This window comes from Desulfovibrio ferrophilus, from assembly GCF_003966735.1.
In the GTDB taxonomy this organism is placed as follows: domain Bacteria; phylum Desulfobacterota; class Desulfovibrionia; order Desulfovibrionales; family Desulfovibrionaceae; genus Desulfovibrio_Q; species Desulfovibrio_Q ferrophilus.
The window spans coordinates 2,852,133-2,870,208 of sequence record NZ_AP017378.1 but is presented as its reverse complement, the minus strand read 5'-3'; the positions used below and the strand labels follow the sequence as shown (position 1 = coordinate 2,870,208).

At 59.4% G+C, this 18,076-nt stretch carries 15 protein-coding genes; 4 read left to right on the top strand and 11 right to left on the bottom strand.

Annotated elements, in window-relative coordinates; all coding sequences use genetic code 11:
- Window positions 1-4: 4 nt before the first annotated feature.
- The 11 genes from EL361_RS13200 to EL361_RS13150 all read right to left on the bottom strand — a co-directional run bounded on the left by EL361_RS13200 (window position 5) and on the right by EL361_RS13150 (window position 14,349).
- On the bottom strand, window positions 5-1,120 hold the full coding sequence (locus tag EL361_RS13200) for a substrate-binding domain-containing protein (protein WP_172961755.1): 1,116 nt from the start codon (window positions 1,118-1,120) through the stop codon (window positions 5-7).
- Window positions 1,121-1,354: 234 nt separating this feature from the next.
- Window positions 1,355-2,686 carry an NCS2 family permease gene (locus EL361_RS13195; RefSeq protein WP_172961754.1) on the bottom strand — a complete coding sequence of 444 codons (1,332 nt, stop codon included), beginning with the start codon at window positions 2,684-2,686 and terminating at the stop codon, window positions 1,355-1,357.
- A 324-nt stretch (window positions 2,687-3,010) separates the two neighbouring features.
- Window positions 3,011-4,336, bottom strand: a complete 1,326-nt coding sequence (locus EL361_RS13190) for an RsmB/NOP family class I SAM-dependent RNA methyltransferase (protein ID WP_126380284.1) — start codon at window positions 4,334-4,336, stop codon at window positions 3,011-3,013.
- A gap of 8 nt (window positions 4,337-4,344) precedes the next feature.
- Window positions 4,345-5,199, bottom strand: coding sequence for a DUF116 domain-containing protein (locus tag EL361_RS13185; protein ID WP_126381478.1), 855 nt, complete (start codon window positions 5,197-5,199; stop codon window positions 4,345-4,347).
- Between the two features lie 130 nt (window positions 5,200-5,329).
- On the bottom strand, window positions 5,330-6,343 hold the full coding sequence (fmt, locus tag EL361_RS13180) for a methionyl-tRNA formyltransferase (RefSeq protein ID WP_126380282.1): 1,014 nt from the start codon (window positions 6,341-6,343) through the stop codon (window positions 5,330-5,332).
- Window positions 6,307-6,831, bottom strand: coding sequence for a peptide deformylase (gene def / locus EL361_RS13175; RefSeq protein WP_126380280.1), 525 nt, complete (start codon window positions 6,829-6,831; stop codon window positions 6,307-6,309). Before def ends, fmt begins: the two co-directional genes overlap by 37 nt.
- A 51-nt stretch (window positions 6,832-6,882) precedes the next feature.
- Window positions 6,883-8,700 (bottom strand): aspartate--tRNA ligase, encoded by a 1,818-nt coding sequence (gene aspS / locus EL361_RS13170; RefSeq protein ID WP_126380278.1) that lies wholly within the window; start codon window positions 8,698-8,700, stop codon window positions 6,883-6,885.
- 246 nt (window positions 8,701-8,946) lie between these two features.
- Entirely contained in the window at window positions 8,947-10,197 is a 1,251-nt protein-coding gene (hisS, locus tag EL361_RS13165; RefSeq protein ID WP_126380276.1) for a histidine--tRNA ligase, read from the bottom strand.
- A 119-nt stretch (window positions 10,198-10,316) separates the two neighbouring features.
- Complete coding sequence (locus EL361_RS13160; RefSeq protein ID WP_126380274.1) at window positions 10,317-11,057, bottom strand: class I SAM-dependent methyltransferase; 741 nt, start codon at window positions 11,055-11,057, stop codon at window positions 10,317-10,319.
- Window positions 11,058-11,255: 198 nt separating this feature from the next.
- Window positions 11,256-12,911 carry a dihydroxy-acid dehydratase gene (ilvD, locus tag EL361_RS13155; RefSeq protein ID WP_126380273.1) on the bottom strand — a complete coding sequence of 552 codons (1,656 nt, stop codon included), beginning with the start codon at window positions 12,909-12,911 and terminating at the stop codon, window positions 11,256-11,258.
- A 115-nt stretch (window positions 12,912-13,026) separates the two neighbouring features.
- Window positions 13,027-14,349 carry a GAF domain-containing sensor histidine kinase gene (locus EL361_RS13150; protein ID WP_172961753.1) on the bottom strand — a complete coding sequence of 441 codons (1,323 nt, stop codon included), beginning with the start codon at window positions 14,347-14,349 and terminating at the stop codon, window positions 13,027-13,029.
- Window positions 14,350-14,519: 170 nt separating this feature from the next.
- Between EL361_RS13150 and EL361_RS13145 the strand changes: the two genes are divergently transcribed.
- The 4 genes from EL361_RS13145 to EL361_RS13130 all read left to right on the top strand — a co-directional run bounded on the left by EL361_RS13145 (window position 14,520) and on the right by EL361_RS13130 (window position 18,022).
- Window positions 14,520-15,707, top strand: coding sequence for a class I SAM-dependent rRNA methyltransferase (locus tag EL361_RS13145; RefSeq protein ID WP_126380269.1), 1,188 nt, complete (start codon window positions 14,520-14,522; stop codon window positions 15,705-15,707).
- A 164-nt stretch (window positions 15,708-15,871) separates the two neighbouring features.
- On the top strand, window positions 15,872-16,309 hold the full coding sequence (locus EL361_RS13140; protein WP_126380267.1) for a hypothetical protein: 438 nt from the start codon (window positions 15,872-15,874) through the stop codon (window positions 16,307-16,309).
- An 85-nt stretch (window positions 16,310-16,394) separates the two neighbouring features.
- On the top strand, window positions 16,395-17,147 hold the full coding sequence (gene ftsE / locus EL361_RS13135) for a cell division ATP-binding protein FtsE (RefSeq protein WP_126381476.1): 753 nt from the start codon (window positions 16,395-16,397) through the stop codon (window positions 17,145-17,147).
- Window positions 17,147-18,022: a cell division protein FtsX gene (locus EL361_RS13130; protein ID WP_126380265.1), complete on the top strand. Its 876-nt coding sequence runs from the start codon at window positions 17,147-17,149 to the stop codon at window positions 18,020-18,022. The genes ftsE and EL361_RS13130 overlap by 1 nt, the downstream gene beginning before the upstream one ends.
- Window positions 18,023-18,076: the final 54 nt, after the last annotated feature.

Below are 18,076 nucleotides of genomic sequence, written 5' to 3'. Positions count from 1 at the left end.
AGTTCTACCTGCCTGAATAGCGGAAGGCACGAGCCTTGAGTTGTTCGATGTCCAAGGGTGAGATGCCCTTTTCCACCAGTACGAAATCACCGGAATAGATCGTGGGGACAAGCTCCGGTTTGCCCTCAGCATCCAGGCGGATGGCCTCGGCCATGGCCACACCATTGTCGTCGTTCATGCGCATGACTGTGACGTCCAACTCGCCAGCCAGTATGGCTTCAAGTTCGGCGCTGCCGCCTCCCCAGCCATTGATCATTACCTGGTCTGTCTTTCCGGTTTCGCGCAGGGCGTCGATGGCCCCGAGGGCCACCGAAGTGGAACAGGCATAAAGGAAGGCAATGTCGTGTTCTTCAAGGATAGCCAGAGTGGCCTTGCGGGCTTTTTCCTGATTGCCGTCAGTGAAGTAGGCCGCAGCCAGACTTGGGCCTTGTCCTTGCTCCATGAAGCGCGCAAAGGTCTTGCCGCGCATGTCGCTGACATAGCCTGGTCCGAAGAACAGCAGGCCGTATTGTCCGTTATGGGTCTTGGACAGGAAATAGTCGGCCAGGATTCTGGAACCGATGATGTGATCAAAGCCCACATAGAGAAAGGGCTGCTTTCCTTCCCACATGCGCAGTGGAGTGGTGATGTTCTGGAGGATGATCTTGGGGCGGCCCTTGGTAATCAGGCGGCTGAGCAGATGCCTGTGCTGCATGGCATCCAGTGTGAAAACGAGATAGTCAGGGTCGCTTTTTAATGCTTCCTTGAGCTGCATTTGCTGGAGCCGTGTGTCCACCACGGGCTTGGAGAAATATTCACTGAGCTGATATTTGATGCCAACTTCATCCATCCGGTTGCGAAAGGATTTGAGGCTGCGCATCCAGTAATCCGAGACTTGAAGTCCGGGATAGACAAAGGCAATTTTGACGGGCTGTTGCTGTACGCTATGGTGGATGGCCGTGCCTGGCGCTGCCACGAGTTGCTGGAATTCATCCATCACCCGCATCTGTTCGGGGTGGAGATCCAAAAACTCATTGACGGTCATGTAAGGGGAAGGAGGTTGCTCTGCCCGGCAGACATCAGGTGCAAGAAATAACCAGGCAATGGCCAGTATGCAGATGATGATGGAAAGCGGTTTCATAGCTCGGTATCCTCCACGACGCACGGGGCAACCCATTGGGCAATCTCTCTCTCTCGAAAAATGAGGATAACATACGCGGATTCAAATCAACAGATGATAGTGTTGGATAATTCTGGCCCTTTACGGACAAAAGGGCCGATTGTGGTGCGCAATTGGAAGAGCCTTGAAGGTGAGGCAATGGAAAAGGCCACCCGTCGTATGACGGATGGCCTTGGAGAGTCATGTTGAATCCGTTTACTGGATGACCAATCGGGAGATGAACAGCAGTGCGAGAATATAGAGCAGCGCCGGGATTTCCTTGCTGCGTCCGGTGAGCAGCTTCAGGGCCACATACGCCAGTATGCCAAAGACGATGCCTTCGGAGATGGAGAAGGTGAAGGGCATCAGCACGATGGTCAGAAAGGCTGGAATGGAGTCGGTAAAGTCGTCCATATTGATTTCGAATATGGGCTTGAGCATGAACAGTCCCACCACGATCAGGGCCGAGGCTGTGGCCTGGGCCGGAATCAGCAGGAAGATGGGGGCCAACAGCAGCGAAACCATGAACAGCACGGCCACGGTCAGGGCCGTCAGTCCGGTGCGGCCACCCTGGGCCACGCCCGAGGCACTTTCCACATAGGTCGTGACCGTAGAGGTGCCCAGCAGGGAGCCCAGAGTGGTGCCCACGGCATCGGCAAACAGAGCCTGTCGGGCGCGTGGCACCTGACCTTTGCTGTCCAGCATGCCGGCATTGGCGGAAACGCCGATCAGGGTGCCCACGGTGTCAAACATGTCTACGAACAGGAAGGTGAACAGGATTACGGCCATGTCAAAGGTCAGGATCTGGTGGAACTGAATCTTGAACAGTAGGGGTTCCAGGCTGGGTACGGAGAATAAATGCGAAGCGTCGAAATCGGCGATTTGGGTCACACCCAGAGGGATGCCCACCGCAGTGGCGGCCAGGATGCCATAGAGGAGCGCGCCACGGACCTTTTTGGCCAGCAGCACGCCAGTCACGGCCAGACCGAAGAAGGCCACCAGCGGGCCGGGTGCGGTGACATCGCCCAGCTTGACCAGAGTTGGCTCAAAGCCGGTCACGATACCTGCGTTCTTGAAGCCGATCAGGGCAACGAACAGGCCAATCCCGCCGGAGATGGCCTTTTTGATGGGCAGCGGCATGCAGTGCACGATGGCCTCGCGCAGTTTGGTGGCTGTAAGCAGCAGGAAGATCAGACCTTCCAGAAACACGGCAGTCAGGGCCATCTGCCAGGTGTGGCCCATGGACAGAACCACGGTGTAGGCAAAAAAGGCATTGAGGCCCATGCCCGGAGCCAGGGCAAAGGGCAGTCTGGCGTACAGGGCCATGACCAGGGTTGCTATGGATGAGGCCACGGCTGTGGCGGTGAACACGGCTCCGGCATCCATCCCGGTGGTGCTGAGCACGCCAGGGTTAACCGCCAGGATATAGGCCATGGTCATGAAGGTGGTCAGACCCGCCATGATTTCGGTGCGCACTGACGTGCCTGCCTCGGCCAGATGGAAATATCGTTCCAGAATGCCGCTTCCGGGCATGGACGGTTGATTCATTGCTTCGTTTCTCCGCTTGGTTGGTGAAGGAATATGCCGAGGCCCATCAGGACGCGGTGCAGACCCCGAGGGGGCTGAAACTGCAAACTACGAACAGACCGGTTTCGGTTACGTTGAGCTCCGGGATCATCGGAAGACTCAGAAAATAGTAATTGTTTCGCAGAGATTGTCGTGATTCACGAAATCCCTTTGAACATGCCTCAATCATGGGGTCAGAGCAAGATGCCGGGCAATTGGAAGGGATTGTCCGCATCTTCCACGCAATAGGAAAGCCCTTGACTGGCAAGGGCTGATAACCAATTCGAAAGGGGGATTTCTGCTGTTTTAACCCGTGCGTGTCAACCGTGCGGCATAGAAGAATTCATTCAGTGGCGAATCCGGGGGTGTCTGCCACTGCATGTCCAACCCGAACTCACTGTGACGGCTCATGAATTCCTGGACGCGTTGTTCATTCTCGGCTGGATTCAGGGTGCAGGTCACGTAGGCCAGGATGCCGCCGGGAGCCAGGTGCAGGGCAGCATTGTCCAGGATTTTGTCCTGGAGCGCAGCCAGTTTGATCAGGTCGTTGGGCTGGCGCTTCAATTTGGCGTCCGGGCGGCGTGAGAGCACACCCAGCCCGGAGCAGGGCGCGTCCACCAGAATAGCAGGAACAGGTTCATTGAGCGGAGCAGGGCGGTCGGCTCTGACGCGGGCGGCAATGACGCCGGGAACGTCCAGCCGCTGCAACTCGCGCTTCAGGCCGCGCAAGCGAGCCATACTGGGGTCCGAGGCCAGGATGGGACCACCGCCGGCATCGGCCAGAAGCAGGGTCTTGCCACCGCGTCCGCAGCAGGCGTCCCACAGGGGGCGTGGCCAGTTGTCGCAACCCAGAGCAAGCATGGCCTGTTGTCCGGCCAGGCTTTGGCGCAGCACACCGCCGGACTCGAGCAGTTCATGAAAGTCTTCGGGAGTGCGGTTCAGGGCGATGCCGCTGGGGGTGGCATCCAGGCAATGGTCCGAGAAGGTCCACTGCTCCAGCAGTTTGGCGGTCTCGGGGACTCCGGGGCGAAACCGCAGGCCTAATGGAGCTGCTTTGGTGGTGGCAGCAAGATAGTGTTCGGTGTCCTGGTCGCCGTAGCTGTCACACCATAGGTCCGTGAGCCAGCGCGGGGTGGCGTAATAATGCGCCATGAAGGCCCGCTGGTTCGGGGTTCCTGTGCGGTAGAATTCCGGGTCCGAGGCACTGTCTCCCAGGTCCACGATTTTGCGCAGCACGGCGTTGGCCACATTGGCCAGCCCCGGATTGATGCTTGCCTTGATGTGCTCCACGCACCAGTCCACCGAGGCATAGGCCGGGACCTTGTCCAGTTGTGTGATTTCGTAGGCCGCCAGTGACAGGGCCATGCGCATCAGAACGGGCAGGCCGTCGGGGCGGGTGAGATAATGGGCCAGCAGGAAGTCCAGGCGCAGCTTCAGGCGCAGGGTACCGTAGGCCAGTTCGGTGGCCAGGGCTGCATCGCGTCCCACAAGGGGTTCCTGACCGCGTTTTGGCGTCAGGGCAGAGTCCAGGGCGGCCTGGATATCCGCGCCCTTGAGGCAGGCCGTGAGGGCGTCCAGAGCCGCGCGCCTGGCCGGGGGCAGGGCGTTATGAAAATTTGGTCGACGGGACATGGTGGTTCCTAGCGGCTTGGCGCGGGGTTGGTGGCCATGGGCAGCACCGTGGGAGCAGGGGGATCGATGAGAAAGCGTTGCAGGGCCTGCTCCAGATCATGCATGGGCACTCCGGTATCCAGGCACGGGCCGTGCGGGCGCAGGTTCATGACGCCAAACACGGGCAGGGGATAGGTGTCCTGAATACCGCTGGACAGATCGCGCTCGCAGGCCACGGCGATGATCAGCCGGGGCCGGGTCTGGACCACGATGCGCCGGGCGATGGTGCCCCCCGTGGCAATGGCCAAATGAACACCGTATCGCTCTGAGATTTCGAGAAGTTCCTTGATGGGGCATTTGCCGCAGCGCTTGCAGTTGTTGATATCGTAGGTCAGGCGCATGTCGCAGCGGCTATTCTGCAGGCAGTGGGGCATGAGCAGCAGGATTTGCTCGGGCGTGTAGCGTCCTGCCTCGGTCAGCACCAATTCGTTGTTGACCTTGATGAAGGACGAGCGCACCCGCTCCTTGCTGATACTCAGGATTTTTCCGAGCAACACCATCAGTGGCAGGAAAATCTTGATGGTCAGGCCGCGCAGGCGTCGCGTCAGGGGCAGACTGCGACCCAGCAGGATATTCAGGACCAGGCCCAGCGAGGCCCAGCCCACGATACCCACCAGGACGGCCAGGGCCAGTCCAAGAACCCAGGGGGCCGTAGGATGAATCTGTGCCAGCCCGATGTAGGGGATGACCCAGAGCAGAACCAGCAGGCCGCAAATCAGAATCGAGGCTCCGGTGATGAGTCCGATGAACAGGCGCTTGCGGGCGCTCCCTGCGGTCCTGTCGAGGTGATCAAAGGCCTCGACGCGAGATTCCTTGGCAGTCATGGGCAGTGGTCTATCCATTTTGTAATACTAGAGGTAATACATTCTCGTGAGTCCCAATAAAGACTCTGGCGATGATCATGGATTTGAGCAGCAGGCATGGAAAAAGTCAATGTTCGTCACCCGGTTAAAGCTAGGCGTCATCCTCATCCGGGCAGACGACGTTGGGGCAGTTGTCCAGATAGCCGCAGGCAAAGGCCTCGGCCGTGAGCAGTTTCTTGCCCGCAGGCTTGAGCGAGGGCACGAGATAGGCCTTGTCCGTACAGGCAATGGCCAGCATGCCCTCGCAGATGCCAAGGATGGTTCCGGGCTCGGGCTGTGGCTCGGGCAGCGTAAAACCGACACTGCCTGGGGTCAGGACCAGACGCTGTTCCTTCTTGCCCGTGCGCTGGTCACCGGACCAGGTGAAATAGGCTCCGGGCCAGGGATGCATGGCCCGTGCACGATTGTGCACGTCCTGAGCGGGCTGGTTCCAGTGGATTTCGCCTTCGTGTTTTTCCAGTTTGGCGGCGTAGGTGGCCTTGGCATCGTTCTGGGGGATGCGCACAAGCTTGTTCTGACCTTTGCGTTCCAGGGCTTCCACCAGCAGCTTTCCACCCAGTTCGGCCAATTCGTCGTGCAGGGTCTCCGCTGTATCGTCCTTGCCAATGAACAGGGATCGGGCAAAGAGGATGTCGCCGGTGTCCATGCCCGCATCCATCTGCATGATGGTGATGCCCGTGGCGGCTTCATCATTCATGATGGCACGTTGGATGGGTGCGGCGCCGCGGTATTTGGGCAGCAGCGAACCATGGACGTTGATGGCGCCCTCGCGGGGGATGTCCAGTACCCGTTGGGGCAGGATCAGGCCATAGGCAGCAACGATCAGCAGGTCCGGGGCAAGGACCGCGAGTTCCTCCACGGCCTTGTCGGCCTTGAAGTTCTCGGGTTGCAGCACGGGGATATCGTGCTCCATGGCAAAGACCTTCACATCCGAAGGCTTGCACTTGCGGCCACGGCCGCAGGGGCGGTCGGGCTGGGTGTAGACGGCGACGATCTCGGCGCCGTCCCAGGCATGAAGATGCTCCAGGGAGATCCGGGCAAATTCCGGTGTCCCCATGAAGACGATTCTTAGTTTGCCTTCACCTTGTCCTGCTGACGCAGCCATTTTTTCACCTTCTTGTCGTACAGGGACCGCTTGAGGCGGCTGATATGGTCAATGAACAGGACGCCATCAAGATGGTCGAGTTCGTGCTGCAGGCAGATGGCCATCATTTCATCGGCTTCGATGGTGATGTCGTTGCCATCCAGGTCCTGAGCCGTGACCGTGACCCGTTCTGCGCGCTTGACCTTGGCCCGCAGGGCGGCAACGGACAGGCAGCCTTCCTCGGTTTCCACGGTGTCACTGCTTTTTTCGGTGATCACGGGGTTGACCAGGTAGCGCAGGTCGCCGCGTACATCGGGTCCTGTAATATCAATAACTACAAAACGGATGGACTCGCCCACCTGCGGGGCTGCCAGGCCAATACCTTCGCTGGCGTACATGGTCTCGGCCATGTCCTCGGCCAGCTTCCTGAGTTCCGGTGTAATGGCCTCGACCGGCTGGGCCTTCTGGGCCAGAACCGGGTCAGGGTAGACTCGTAGTTCAAGCTTCATATATTCTCCTCGTGCCAGGTACCACAAGGGCTGATAACCTGTTGCACCGGACTAGTCCTTTTTCTTTTCCCGTACTTTGATGTGTAGCTCGCGCAACTGTTTGGCGGCTACGGCACTGGGGGCTTCGGTCATCACGCAGGTGGCCTTCTGGGTCTTGGGGAAGGCAATGACCTCGCGGATGGACGAAGAGCCCGTCAAAATCATGATAAGACGGTCCAGGCCGAAGGCAATGCCTCCGTGCGGGGGAGCGCCGAATTCCAGAGCGTCCAGCAGGAAGCCGAACTTGGCGCGGGCTTCCTCTTCGCCGATGCCCAGGGCCTCGAACATGGCCTGCTGCATCTGCTGGGAGTGGATGCGGATGGAACCACCGCCGATTTCGCTGCCGTTCAGGACCATGTCATAGGCATTGGACAGGACCTTGCCCGGATCGGCCTTGAGCGCCTCGACCCCGCCCACTGGGGCGGTGAAGGGGTGGTGCAGGGCCACGTAGCGTTTGGCTTCGGCGTCGTATTCCAGCAGCGGGAAGTCCGTGACCCACAAGGGGTTGAAGGTCTTGTCGTCGATCAGGCCCAGACGCTTGGCAAGCTCGTTTCTGAGCTGGCCCAAGGCGGTGTTGACCATCTCGGCAGGACCGGCCTGGAAGAAGATGATGTCTCCCACCTGCATGTTCAGGCTCTCGGACAGGCCCTTTTTTTCGTCATCGGAGAAGAATTTGACGATGGGTGACTGCCACTCGCCATCTTCCTTGACCTTGATCCAGGCCAGGCCCTTGGCCTCGTAAATCTTGACGAATTCGGTCAGGCCGTCGATTTCCTTGCGCGACATGGAGGCGCCGCCCTCGACGCGCATGCCCTTGACCAATTCGGCGCTGCCAAAGAGCTTGAAATCACTGCCCTTGACCACTTCGGTGACGTCGATGAGCTTCATGTCGAAGCGGGTGTCGGGCTTGTCCAGACCGTAATCGCCGATGGCCTGGGCGTAGGTCATGCGGGGGAAGGGGTTGGGCAGGTCGACATCCACGGTCTCCTTGAACAGCCTGCGGATCATGCGCTCGGCCATGTCCATGACCTGTTCCTGATCCACGAAGCTCATCTCGCAGTCGATCTGTGTGAACTCGGGCTGGCGGTCGGCGCGCAGGTCTTCGTCGCGGAAGCAGCGCACAACCTGGTAGTAACGCTCCATGCCCGAGACCATGAGCAGCTGCTTGAACAACTGGGGCGACTGGGGCAGGGCGTAGAATTCACCGTCATTGACCCTGCTGGGCACCAGGAAGTCGCGTGCACCCTCGGGGGTGGACTTGGTCAGGATCGGGGTCTCGATCTCCAGAAAGGTCTCTTCGTCCAGGAAGCGGCGGACGCTCTGTACGGCCTTGTGGCGCAGGATGAAGTTGCGCGCCAGTTTGGGGCGACGCAGGTCGAGATAGCGATACTTGAGACGCAGGTTCTCGGAGGCATCCAGGCGATCCTCGATGGCAAAGGGCGTGGTGCGGGCGGTGTTCAGGAGTTTCCACTCGGAGATGACCACTTCGATATCGCCGGTGACCATGCCCTTGTTGTGCATGCCGTCAGGACGCTCGCGCACAAGGCCCTTCACGGCCAGAACATATTCGGTGCGCAGGATGTGAGCCTGGGCATGGGCCTCTTCGTTGTGCTCGGGAGAGAAGACGACCTGGGTCAGGCCATTGCGGTCACGCAGGTCGATGAAGATCAACCCGCCATGGTCGCGACGATACTGGGCCCAGCCCATGAGGCAGACCTCGTCGCCGATATTGTCGGCGGTCAGCTCGCAACAGGTGTGGGTGCGCTGCCAATCTCCGAGGTCGGAAATGTACTTCTGGTGTTCCAACTGAACGTCGTAAGTCTCTTCCATGGGGGGTGTCCTTCTTCGCTTTCGATGTCGCAATGGGCCATGGTTGTCACCCTCTTGTCAATGGCCCCTATGAGGGCCGCTGAGCGCTTTTTGCCTCCCTGGTGATGCAGGGGCCGGAAAATCCGGGAAAACGCGGTACGGGGCGAATATGGCCGTTGCCTGATGCTTGTTGTAATAGTTAATTATATTAGCAGCTTATCGCGTGCAGCCCTGAAATTCTAACTGTCTTTATCGATTAGAAAATTTCTAAACTTTATTTAGGAAATCTATTGTCTCTGTGAGGGGTATGACTGTCTGCTCGCCGGTCTCCAGATTCTTGACGGTCAGGGTATCGTCTGCCAGTTCCGCTTCGCCCAGAATCAGGCAGTAGCGTGCACCGGACTTGTCGGCTGCGCGCATGCGGCTTTTCATGCTGCCGCTGGCGAATCCGGTCTGGCCTTGCAGCCCGGCATCACGCAGGGATTGGGCCAGTTGCAGGGCCGGGGTCGGGCCGTTCTCGTCCAGCACCGCGATGTAGAAGTCCGGTCTGGCGGGTTCTGCGTCCGGGGTCAGCATGGCCAAACGCTCCATGCCGATGGCAAAGCCCGTGGCGGGCACGTCCGCGCCGCCCAGCTGCTTGATCAGGCCATCGTAGCGGCCGCCGCCGGCAACAGCGGTCTGCGACCCGATATCCGTGGAGGTGACCTCGAAGGTCAGGCCCACGTAATAGTCCAGCCCGCGCACCAGCCTCGGGTTCTTGACATAGTCCACCTTGGCGCCGTCCAGAATCCTGAGCACTTCCTCGTAGGAGGTGCGGCAACCGTTGCAGAGGTGATCCTCGATGCTCGGGGCGTCCTTGGTCAGCTCGCGGCAGCGCTCGACCTTGCAGTCCAGCACGCGCAGGGGGTTGGACTCGCTGCGACGTTTGCAGTCGTCGCACAGTTCGTCATACCCGGTGAGATTCTTGAAAAAGTCAGTCAGGGCCTGGCGATGCACGGGGCGGCATTCGCGGCAGCCCAGGGAGTTGACCTCGAAGGTCAGCTGCTTCATGCCCAGTTCACGCAGGTAGGTGTAGAGCATCAGCACCAATTCGGCGTCGGCCTGGGGCTCGCTGGGGCCGATCATCTCCACGTCCAGTTGATGGAACTGGCGCATGCGTCCCTTTTGAGGGCGCTCGTAGCGGAACATGGGGCCGAAGGTGAAGACCTTGGTCACCTTGCCCGGGGCGTGCAGCTTGTTCTCGATATAGGCGCGCATCAGTCCGGCAGTGGCCTCGGGGCGCAGGGTCAGGCTGCGGCCCTTGCGGTCGGGGAAGGTGTACATTTCCTTCTGCACCACGTCGGTTTCCTCGCCAATGGAGCGGGAAAACAACTGGGTCTTCTCGATGATGGGGGTGCGGACCTCATCATAGCCGTAACGGAAGAAGACCTTGCGGGCGGTGTCCTCGAGGAGGGCGAACTTGGTGCTCTCGGGCGGGAAGAGATCGGCCACGCCCTTGATTTTCTGAATTTTGCTCATTGTGTGTGCGTATCGTCTTTGGTTCTAGGGTTCCAAACAATGTCCAAGCCGCATGGAGTTAGTCCATAGCGGCCTAAATGTCAAAACCGACGATCTATTCTAGTGATATTGAGCTGTGCTTACGCCGTTGACTTGGCGAAGGAATAGAGCGGGGTCAAAGGGCGCTGGCCGGCAAAGTCCACGCGGATGGCACCATAGGCCCCAAGGCCAAGCGGATAGACCAGTCCGTTGAGCCAGTTCCAGGGCGGGGTGGCGCGCCAGGTCCAGACCGGACCCGGCAGCACGGAGCCGCATTTGATGGGTTTGTTGCCAAGAGCCTCGGAGATCAGGCGGCGCATCTCCAAACAGGAATACCAGCGGGCCTCGATGAACGCACCCTCATTGCCCTTCCAGGGCCAGCAGGAGGTGCAGCGTGCTCGGCGGTAGAGGGAGTAGCGGTTCAAAAAGCCGATGATCACCCCGTATTTGGCTACCCGTTTGGCTTCGCGCAGGGCCGTGAGCGGGTCCTCGCAGAATTCCAGGACCGTAAGCAGGGAGGCGTAGTCGAATTCGTCGTCACTAAAGGGCAGATGTTCAGCCTTGCCCAGATGGTAGGAGGCATGAGGTCCAAGTCTACGCCGCGCTGCGCCCAGCATATCCGGGGAGTCGTCCAGGCCGGTGATGTCGAAGCCCATTTCCCAGAACAGCTTCATGAAGATGCCTGGCCCACTGCCTATGTCCAGCAGGGTGTTTCCCCGGCGCGGCCATGGTGAAGCCAGCCGTTCCAGAAGACGGCGCTCCTGCACCAGCGCGAACGAACCCTGTGTGGATTCGAACCACGCTTCATAGCGGTCTACCGCGCTGCCGTCCCATCTGGCCATGCGTTTTGGCTCCGGAGTTGTAGGAGGCCTTGCCTGCTCTGGGTTATAGAGAAAAGCTAAACATTTTCAAATAGATATCAATGGCTCATTATCACCTGAATAACGCCATGTAGCAACCTGTTTTGGAGGCTGCGAGGGTGACTACTGCACGCTGCCGAACAAATGGGAGGGGACGCAAGGCCCCCTCCAGATGAACCGCTATTTGTATCTCGCCCCCTGAGCCGCAGAGCGTACTTGTCTGCTGTAGCGTCTGAGCAGCGGAGAATTGAGGACCTTTTCGGGCATGACCAGTGCTTCACGGCGCTTGTCCAGTTCGGTCTCGTCCACCAGAAGCTCCAGTTTGCGGGCCGGGATATCGATCTCGATCATGTCGCCTTCCTGAACCAGACCGATCACGCCACCGTCTGCCGCTTCGGGCGAGACATGACCAATGGCCGCGCCGCGCGTTCCGCCGGAAAAACGGCCGTCGGTGATGAGCGCCACATCTGCACCCAGCCCCATGCCGGCGATATTGGCCGTGGGCGAGAGCATCTCGCGCATGCCGGGACCGCCACGCGGGCCCTCATAGCGAATGACGACTGCGTCACCCTTTTCGATCTTGTTGTTCAGGATGGCCTCGCCAGCCAGTTCCTCGGAGTCGAAGACCCGGGCTCGCGCCGTACGCTGCATCATCTCCGGGGCCACGGCGGATTGTTTGACCACAGCTCCGTCAGGGGCAAGGTTGCCGCGCAGAACGGCGATGCCGCCTTCCTTGGAATAGGGTTTGTCGATGGGCCGGATGACCTCATAGTCTCTGACCACGGCGGACAGGCTGCGCAGGTTGTCTCCCACGGACTGGCCGGTGACGGTCAGGGCATCGAGGTTGAGCAGGTCATGCTTGGCCAGTTCACTCATCACGGCTGGGATGCCACCGGCGCGGTGCAGGTCCTCCAGGTGATGGGGGCCTGCCGGAGAAAGTTTGCACAGGTTGGGGGTCTTTTTGCTGACCTGGTTGAAGATATCCAGGGTCAGATCCAGATCGGCCTCGGCAAAGATGGCGGGCAGGTGCAGCACCGTGTTGGTGGAGCAGCCCAGAGCCATGTCCAAGGTTACGGCATTGGCCACGGACTGTTCGGTGACGATGTCCCGCGGTTTGATGTCCTTGGCCAAGAGGTCCATGACGCGCATGCCTGCGGTCTTGGCCAGGCGCACGCGCTCGGCAGTCACGGCCGGGATGGTGCCGTTGCCGGGCAGGGCCAGACCGATAGTCTCGGACAGGCAGTTCATGGAGTTGGCCGTGAACATGCCCGAACAGGAACCGCAACCCGGACAGGCACACTGCTCCAGGCGCGACAGCTCGGCCTCGTCGATCTCGCCACGCTTGGCGCGGCCCACACCCTCGAACACGCTGATCAGATCGCTACCCTGGGGACCGGCCATCATGGGCCCGCCCGAAACAACCACGGCCGGGATGTTCAAGCGCAGTGCAGCCATGAGCATGGCGGGGACAACCTTGTCGCAGTTGGGGATCAGCACCAATGCGTCAAAGGGATGCGCTGTGGCCATGATCTCGATGGAATCGGCAATGATTTCACGCGAGGGCAGCGAAAAATGCATCCCTGCATGGTTCATGGCGATGCCATCGCAGACGCCGATGACGGGAAATTCCAGAGGTACGCCGCCAGCATGCCGCACGCCTTCTTTGACCGCCTTGGCGATGGTGTGCAGGTGGATGTGTCCGGGCACGACCTCGTTGGCGGAGTTGACCACGCCGATCAGCGGGCGGTCCATTTCTTCTGCAGTCAATCCGAGGGCATAGAGCAGGGAACGGTGAGGGGCTTTTTCCAGCCCTTTGGTAATTTTATCGCTTCGCATAAAATGCTGTCTCCAGTGGATCAAGTTAATCGGACGACTACGATAAAATCCTTTGCCCGGTTGTTCAAGGAGTAATAATCGATTGTGGGTTGGAAATGAGAATGAGCAAGGCTGATCAGGTGTCCATCTCCCAGAGGATCTGGATGAAGGTGCCCTTGTCCGGTGCCGAGTGGATGGAGAAGACGCCACCGGTCATTTCGGCGCGTTCCTGCATGCTGGGCAGGCCCAGACCGCCTGGAACTCCGGGGGTGGGGCCAATGGTCAGGGTATCGAAGCCCTGCCCATTGTCGCGGATGGCCAGTCTGAGGTGCCCATCGCGCCGATCCAGAGCCACGGAGACGCTATCTCCCCTGCTGTGTTTGGCCGCATTGTACAGGCCTTCCTGCACGATACGCAGCAAGACCCCGGCCAGCGCGTCGGGAATATTCTCGTTTTGGAGGGAGATGACCTTGTTTACAGTGATCGTGGGATAGATTTTCTTGAAGTCACTCAGAAACGCATCCAAGGCCACCAGCAGTCCGAAATCCTGCAGGGTGGACGGGTACAGGGCCTCCTGCATCATGCGGATGCGATCCACCAGGGATTTGGCCAGCCCTGCCGCGCTGATAAGCCATTTGCGCAGGCTGTGGTCACCGTTTTCACCCAGATCATAGAGGGCGTTGTCCAGGCCGACCTTGATGGCCAGGAGCGGTTGCCCGAGATCATCATGGATCTCGCTGGCAAAGCGTTTGCGCTGTTCATCCTGCTCGCGGAACAATTCCGCCGAAAGGCGCTTCAGGCGCTGGCGGCTTTCGTCCAGATCGCTATTGAGAAGCATGCAGGACAGGGCGTCGGTCACGCGCCCGCTGATGTCACGAAGCAGATGCTGTTCCTGAGGCGACCATTCGCGCTCGAAACTGCAATGATGCAGGCCCAGGAGCCACGGATCGCCGACATCGGGATGCAGGGAGATGAGCATGGCGGATTTGGCGCTGGCGTGTTCTCTGGCTTCCTGAGGGACATTATTGCCGTGGTCTGGGTGCAGGATCAGCGGCTCGTCCCGCTCAAGGGCCAGGCGGTTGTTGTCCACAATATTTTCGGTGGCGGGCAGATCGGCATCGGCGGGGAAAGTGATGGGGAAATCAGGATGGCAGGACCGATACGGAACCCTGAAAGAGGGACTGTCGGGAGTGCAGGGGTACATCAACCAGGCCTGATCCGCATCAAAGGCTTGGCGGATGGCGTCCACAACCCGGGACATGACCGCATCCAGGCCTCGACCCTTGCGGATGGCTTCCTCGATCAGATTGATTTTTTCGAGATGTCTGAGATCCGCCACTCCGGACGGCCCCTGATCCGGCTGAAATCTGGCCATGAGTTTCAGTTGCTGCCTGAGTTCGGCAAGCTCAAAGAGCAACTGTTCTCGCGGTTTGTCCTGATCTGGAGTCGATTGTACCATGATGTGCCTCGATTTCGGCATTGCACAGGGGCAAGGTGGTTTATTGACCTGTTTATGCTATCCTGCTGCACACTGTTGTCAATTCGTGAATTCCCTGCCTCTATGGCTGATCTCATTTTGCCGGGGCAGGTTTCATTTGACCCACCTCGCTCAAGTGCTATAGGGGCGCCATGCCAACACTGATATTGAAGAAAGGACGAGAGAAATCATTGCTGCGCCGCCATCCGTGGATATTTTCCGGGGCCGTGCAGAAAGTGGAAGGTTCTCCCAAGATCGGCGAGACCGTGGACGTTGTTTCGGCCAGCGGAGGCTGGTTGGCCTCGGCGGCCTATTCGCCGGAGTCACAGATTCAGGCCCGGGTCTGGACCTTTGATCGCAAGACCACCGCTGACTCCGAATTTTTCAGGGCCAGAATCGGTGATTGCATTGCGGCTCGTCGCACTCAGGGGCTGGATATCCCCGAGGGGGCCTGCCGCCTGATTGGGGCCGAGTCCGATGGCTTGCCCGGCGTGGTTGTGGATCGCTACGGGGATTGGCTTTCGGGCCAGTTCATGAGCGCTGGCGCCGAGCGCCACAAGGGTGATATCGCCGCTGCCATGCTGGAGTTGACCGGCTGCAAGGGCTTTTGGGATCGTTCCGACTCTGATATCCGCGCCAAGGAAGGGCTGGTGCCTCACTCCGGCCTGCTCTTGGGTGACGAACCACCCGAGTTTGTGGAGATCGACGAACGCCCGGCCAGATTCCTGGTGGATATCCGCAACGGGCACAAGACCGGATACTATCTGGACCAGCGCGACAACCGCCGCGCCGTGGGCGCGCATTGTCAGGGCCAGGACGTGCTGAACTGTTTCTCCTACACCGGTGGTTTCGGCGTCACGGCGCTCTTGGGCGGTGCGGCCAGTTGCCTCAACCTCGATGTTTCGGCCCCGGCTCTGGATCTGGCCCGGCGCAATGTGGAGCTCAATGGCCTGTCCGGCGAGAACGTGGAGTACCGCGTGGCCGATGTGTTTGCGGCCTTGCGTGAGTATCGCGACGAGAATCGGACCTTCGACGTGATCGTACTTGATCCGCCCAAATTCGTGGAGTCGCGTAATCAGTTGCAACAGGCCTGTCGGGGCTACAAGGATATCAACCTGTCCGCGCTCAGGCTGCTCAGGCCCGGTGGATTGCTGTTCACCTTCTCCTGTTCGGGATTGATCAGTGATGATCTGTTCCAGAAGGTGGTGGCGGGTGCTGCTCTGGATGCCGGGCGTGATGCGCGCATCGTGCGTCGGTTTACCCAGGCTCCGGATCATCCTGTGGCGCTTAATTTCCCTGAGGGCAGCTACTTGAAAGGTCTCTTGGTCCAAGTTATGTAACAGACCGCTGAAAAACAGCCGTCTGCTTCGTTGCTGTGAAAGAATTCAAAATCTTACGTATTGTTAATACGCTGCGATCTTGAATTTTTCTTGCGCCTCGCATCCTACCGTTTTTGAACGGTCTGAAGAGAAATACGATTTAAAATTTTGATTGGAGAAAGAGTATGTCGGAACAAGACAAAAGCTATGAAGAAAGCATTGGCAGCGATATCTTCAACATGATCACGTCCGCCAAGCAGAGTGGTCTGGACTTGGATAATGGTTTCCAGAACGAGCCTTTGTCCACGCCCAAGATGACCATTCGCTACCTGTTCTACGGGAAGAAAGCGCTGACGGCATTGCCCATGCCAAATGACGTCAAAAAGCAGCTCAGGACCGCCAATGTTTTGGGCATGATCGAAGTGAATGGTAAGCCCGTGGGCATTCATCTGATCTGTGTCTTTGCCAAGCCCTTTGGCGATGTTGCCAGCGAGCAGGAATCCATTGCCGCCCTGCAACCCAAGGGCCTCACCGCCTTTGCCACCCAACTCAAGCAGGTCATGGCCGATGAGTTCAAGCAGGCCGAGCAGGATGCACAGTCCGGGGACAAGACCGTTCACTAGCCGTTGCTCGGCTTTTATTGAAATGCGTCTTGTATTTGCCCTCCCCCGGGAAAACCGTTAGTTTTCCGGGCGTATGTCTACGCCAATGGTCCAGGCCCGGCACGTGTCGCATAACTTCGGCACACACTGGGCACTGAAGAATGTCAGTTTCTCCCTGAACAAGGGAGAGTTCCTGTTCCTGTCCGGCCCGTCCGGGGCGGGCAAGACCACGTTGCTCCGGCTGCTGTATGCCTCGCTGCCCCTTGTGCGCGGTCAGGCCGAGGTGGCCGGATTCCAGCTCAAGGACCTGTCTGGTCGGCATGTGGTGCAACTGCGCCGTCAGGTCAGCGTCGTCTTTCAGGACTTCAAGATTTTGAAGGACCGCACCGTGGCGGCCAACGTCGCGTTGCCCCTGGAGGTGCGCGGCATGCCTGCGCGTATCGCCACCAAAAGGGTCAATGCCGTGCTGCGCAGCCTGGGGCTGGAGAAAAAGGCCCTGTGCCGCTGCTCCGAGCTTTCAGGCGGTGAACAGCAGCGCGTGGCCATTGCCCGGGCCATTGTCATCAATCCGCAGTTGCTGCTGGCCGACGAGCCCACCGGCAATCTGGATCGCGATCTGGCCATGCATCTCATGGAAGTTTTCAAACAGTTCCATACCTTTGGTACCACCGTGATTCTGGCGACCCACAACCGGGATGTGGTGGAGAGTGTGCCGGGTGCCAAGCGCCTGGAGCTCGTGGACGGGCATGTGACCAATGCCAACTGGCAGGCCCCGGACCTGGAGATTGCCCAGACCTCTGAACTGCCCAACAGTCGCCCGGGCTGCGGCCCCGACAGCCACAAAGGCGGGAGGCAGTAATGGGCATGCTCATGCGGCTCATTGTGCGTGGATTTTCTGACCTTACGCGCAACCCTCTGGCTCAGGTCATGACGCTGATGGCCGTCACCCTCACGGCTTTTCTGGCCGGGTTGTTTCTGCTGTTCGTGGTCAATCTGAATCAGGAATTGTCCTCGGCCAAGGGGCGTTTTGTCTTTCAGGTCTACTGGCAGGCGGACGCGGACATGGCCGTGGTCAAGAAGCAGTGGCAGGAGTTCCAGACTCTGGACGGTCTGCTGTCCATGAAGACATTTACCCCGGATGAGGCTCTGGCCGATCTTGCCCGCTCTCTGGAGGGCGGTGAAACCCAGATCAAGGGATTGACCGGGGATAGCCCTCTGCCTGCCACGGCGGTGCTGCACTTTGCCTCGCCAGCGGGCGATCCCGAGGCCTTCACCCAGAACATCCTGTCGCGCATTGCGGGCAAGCGCTTCGTGCAGGACGTGCATTACAGCACCATGCAGTTGGGGCTGGCCAAGGCCTGGAAGTCATTTGCGCGCACGGTGCTCTGGCCGCTCATCGCCTGTTTGGGGCTGGTGGGTGCGCTCATCGTTTCCAATACCTTGCGCCTGTCGCTCATCTCGCGGCGCGATGAAGTTGAAATCCTGCAGCTGGTAGGCGCAGGCCGCTGGTACATCCAACTGCCGCTGGTGGTGGGTGGGGCGACCCTGGGCCTTGTGGGTGGCGTATTGTCCCTGGGCATGCTCAAGGGGGTGCAACTGGCCCTGGCTGATCTGTTCAACACCCCACCACTGAATCTATCCATCAGCTTTCTGCCTGTGGAATACGCGGTGGGTCTTGCGGTGGGTATGGCCTTGGTGGGCGCTGCCTCCTCGCTGATGGCCCTGCGCCAGTAGTCCCCGTCGTCCAGCCTAGGGGCGTCGTTTGCTGCCCTGCTGAATCTCTTTCTT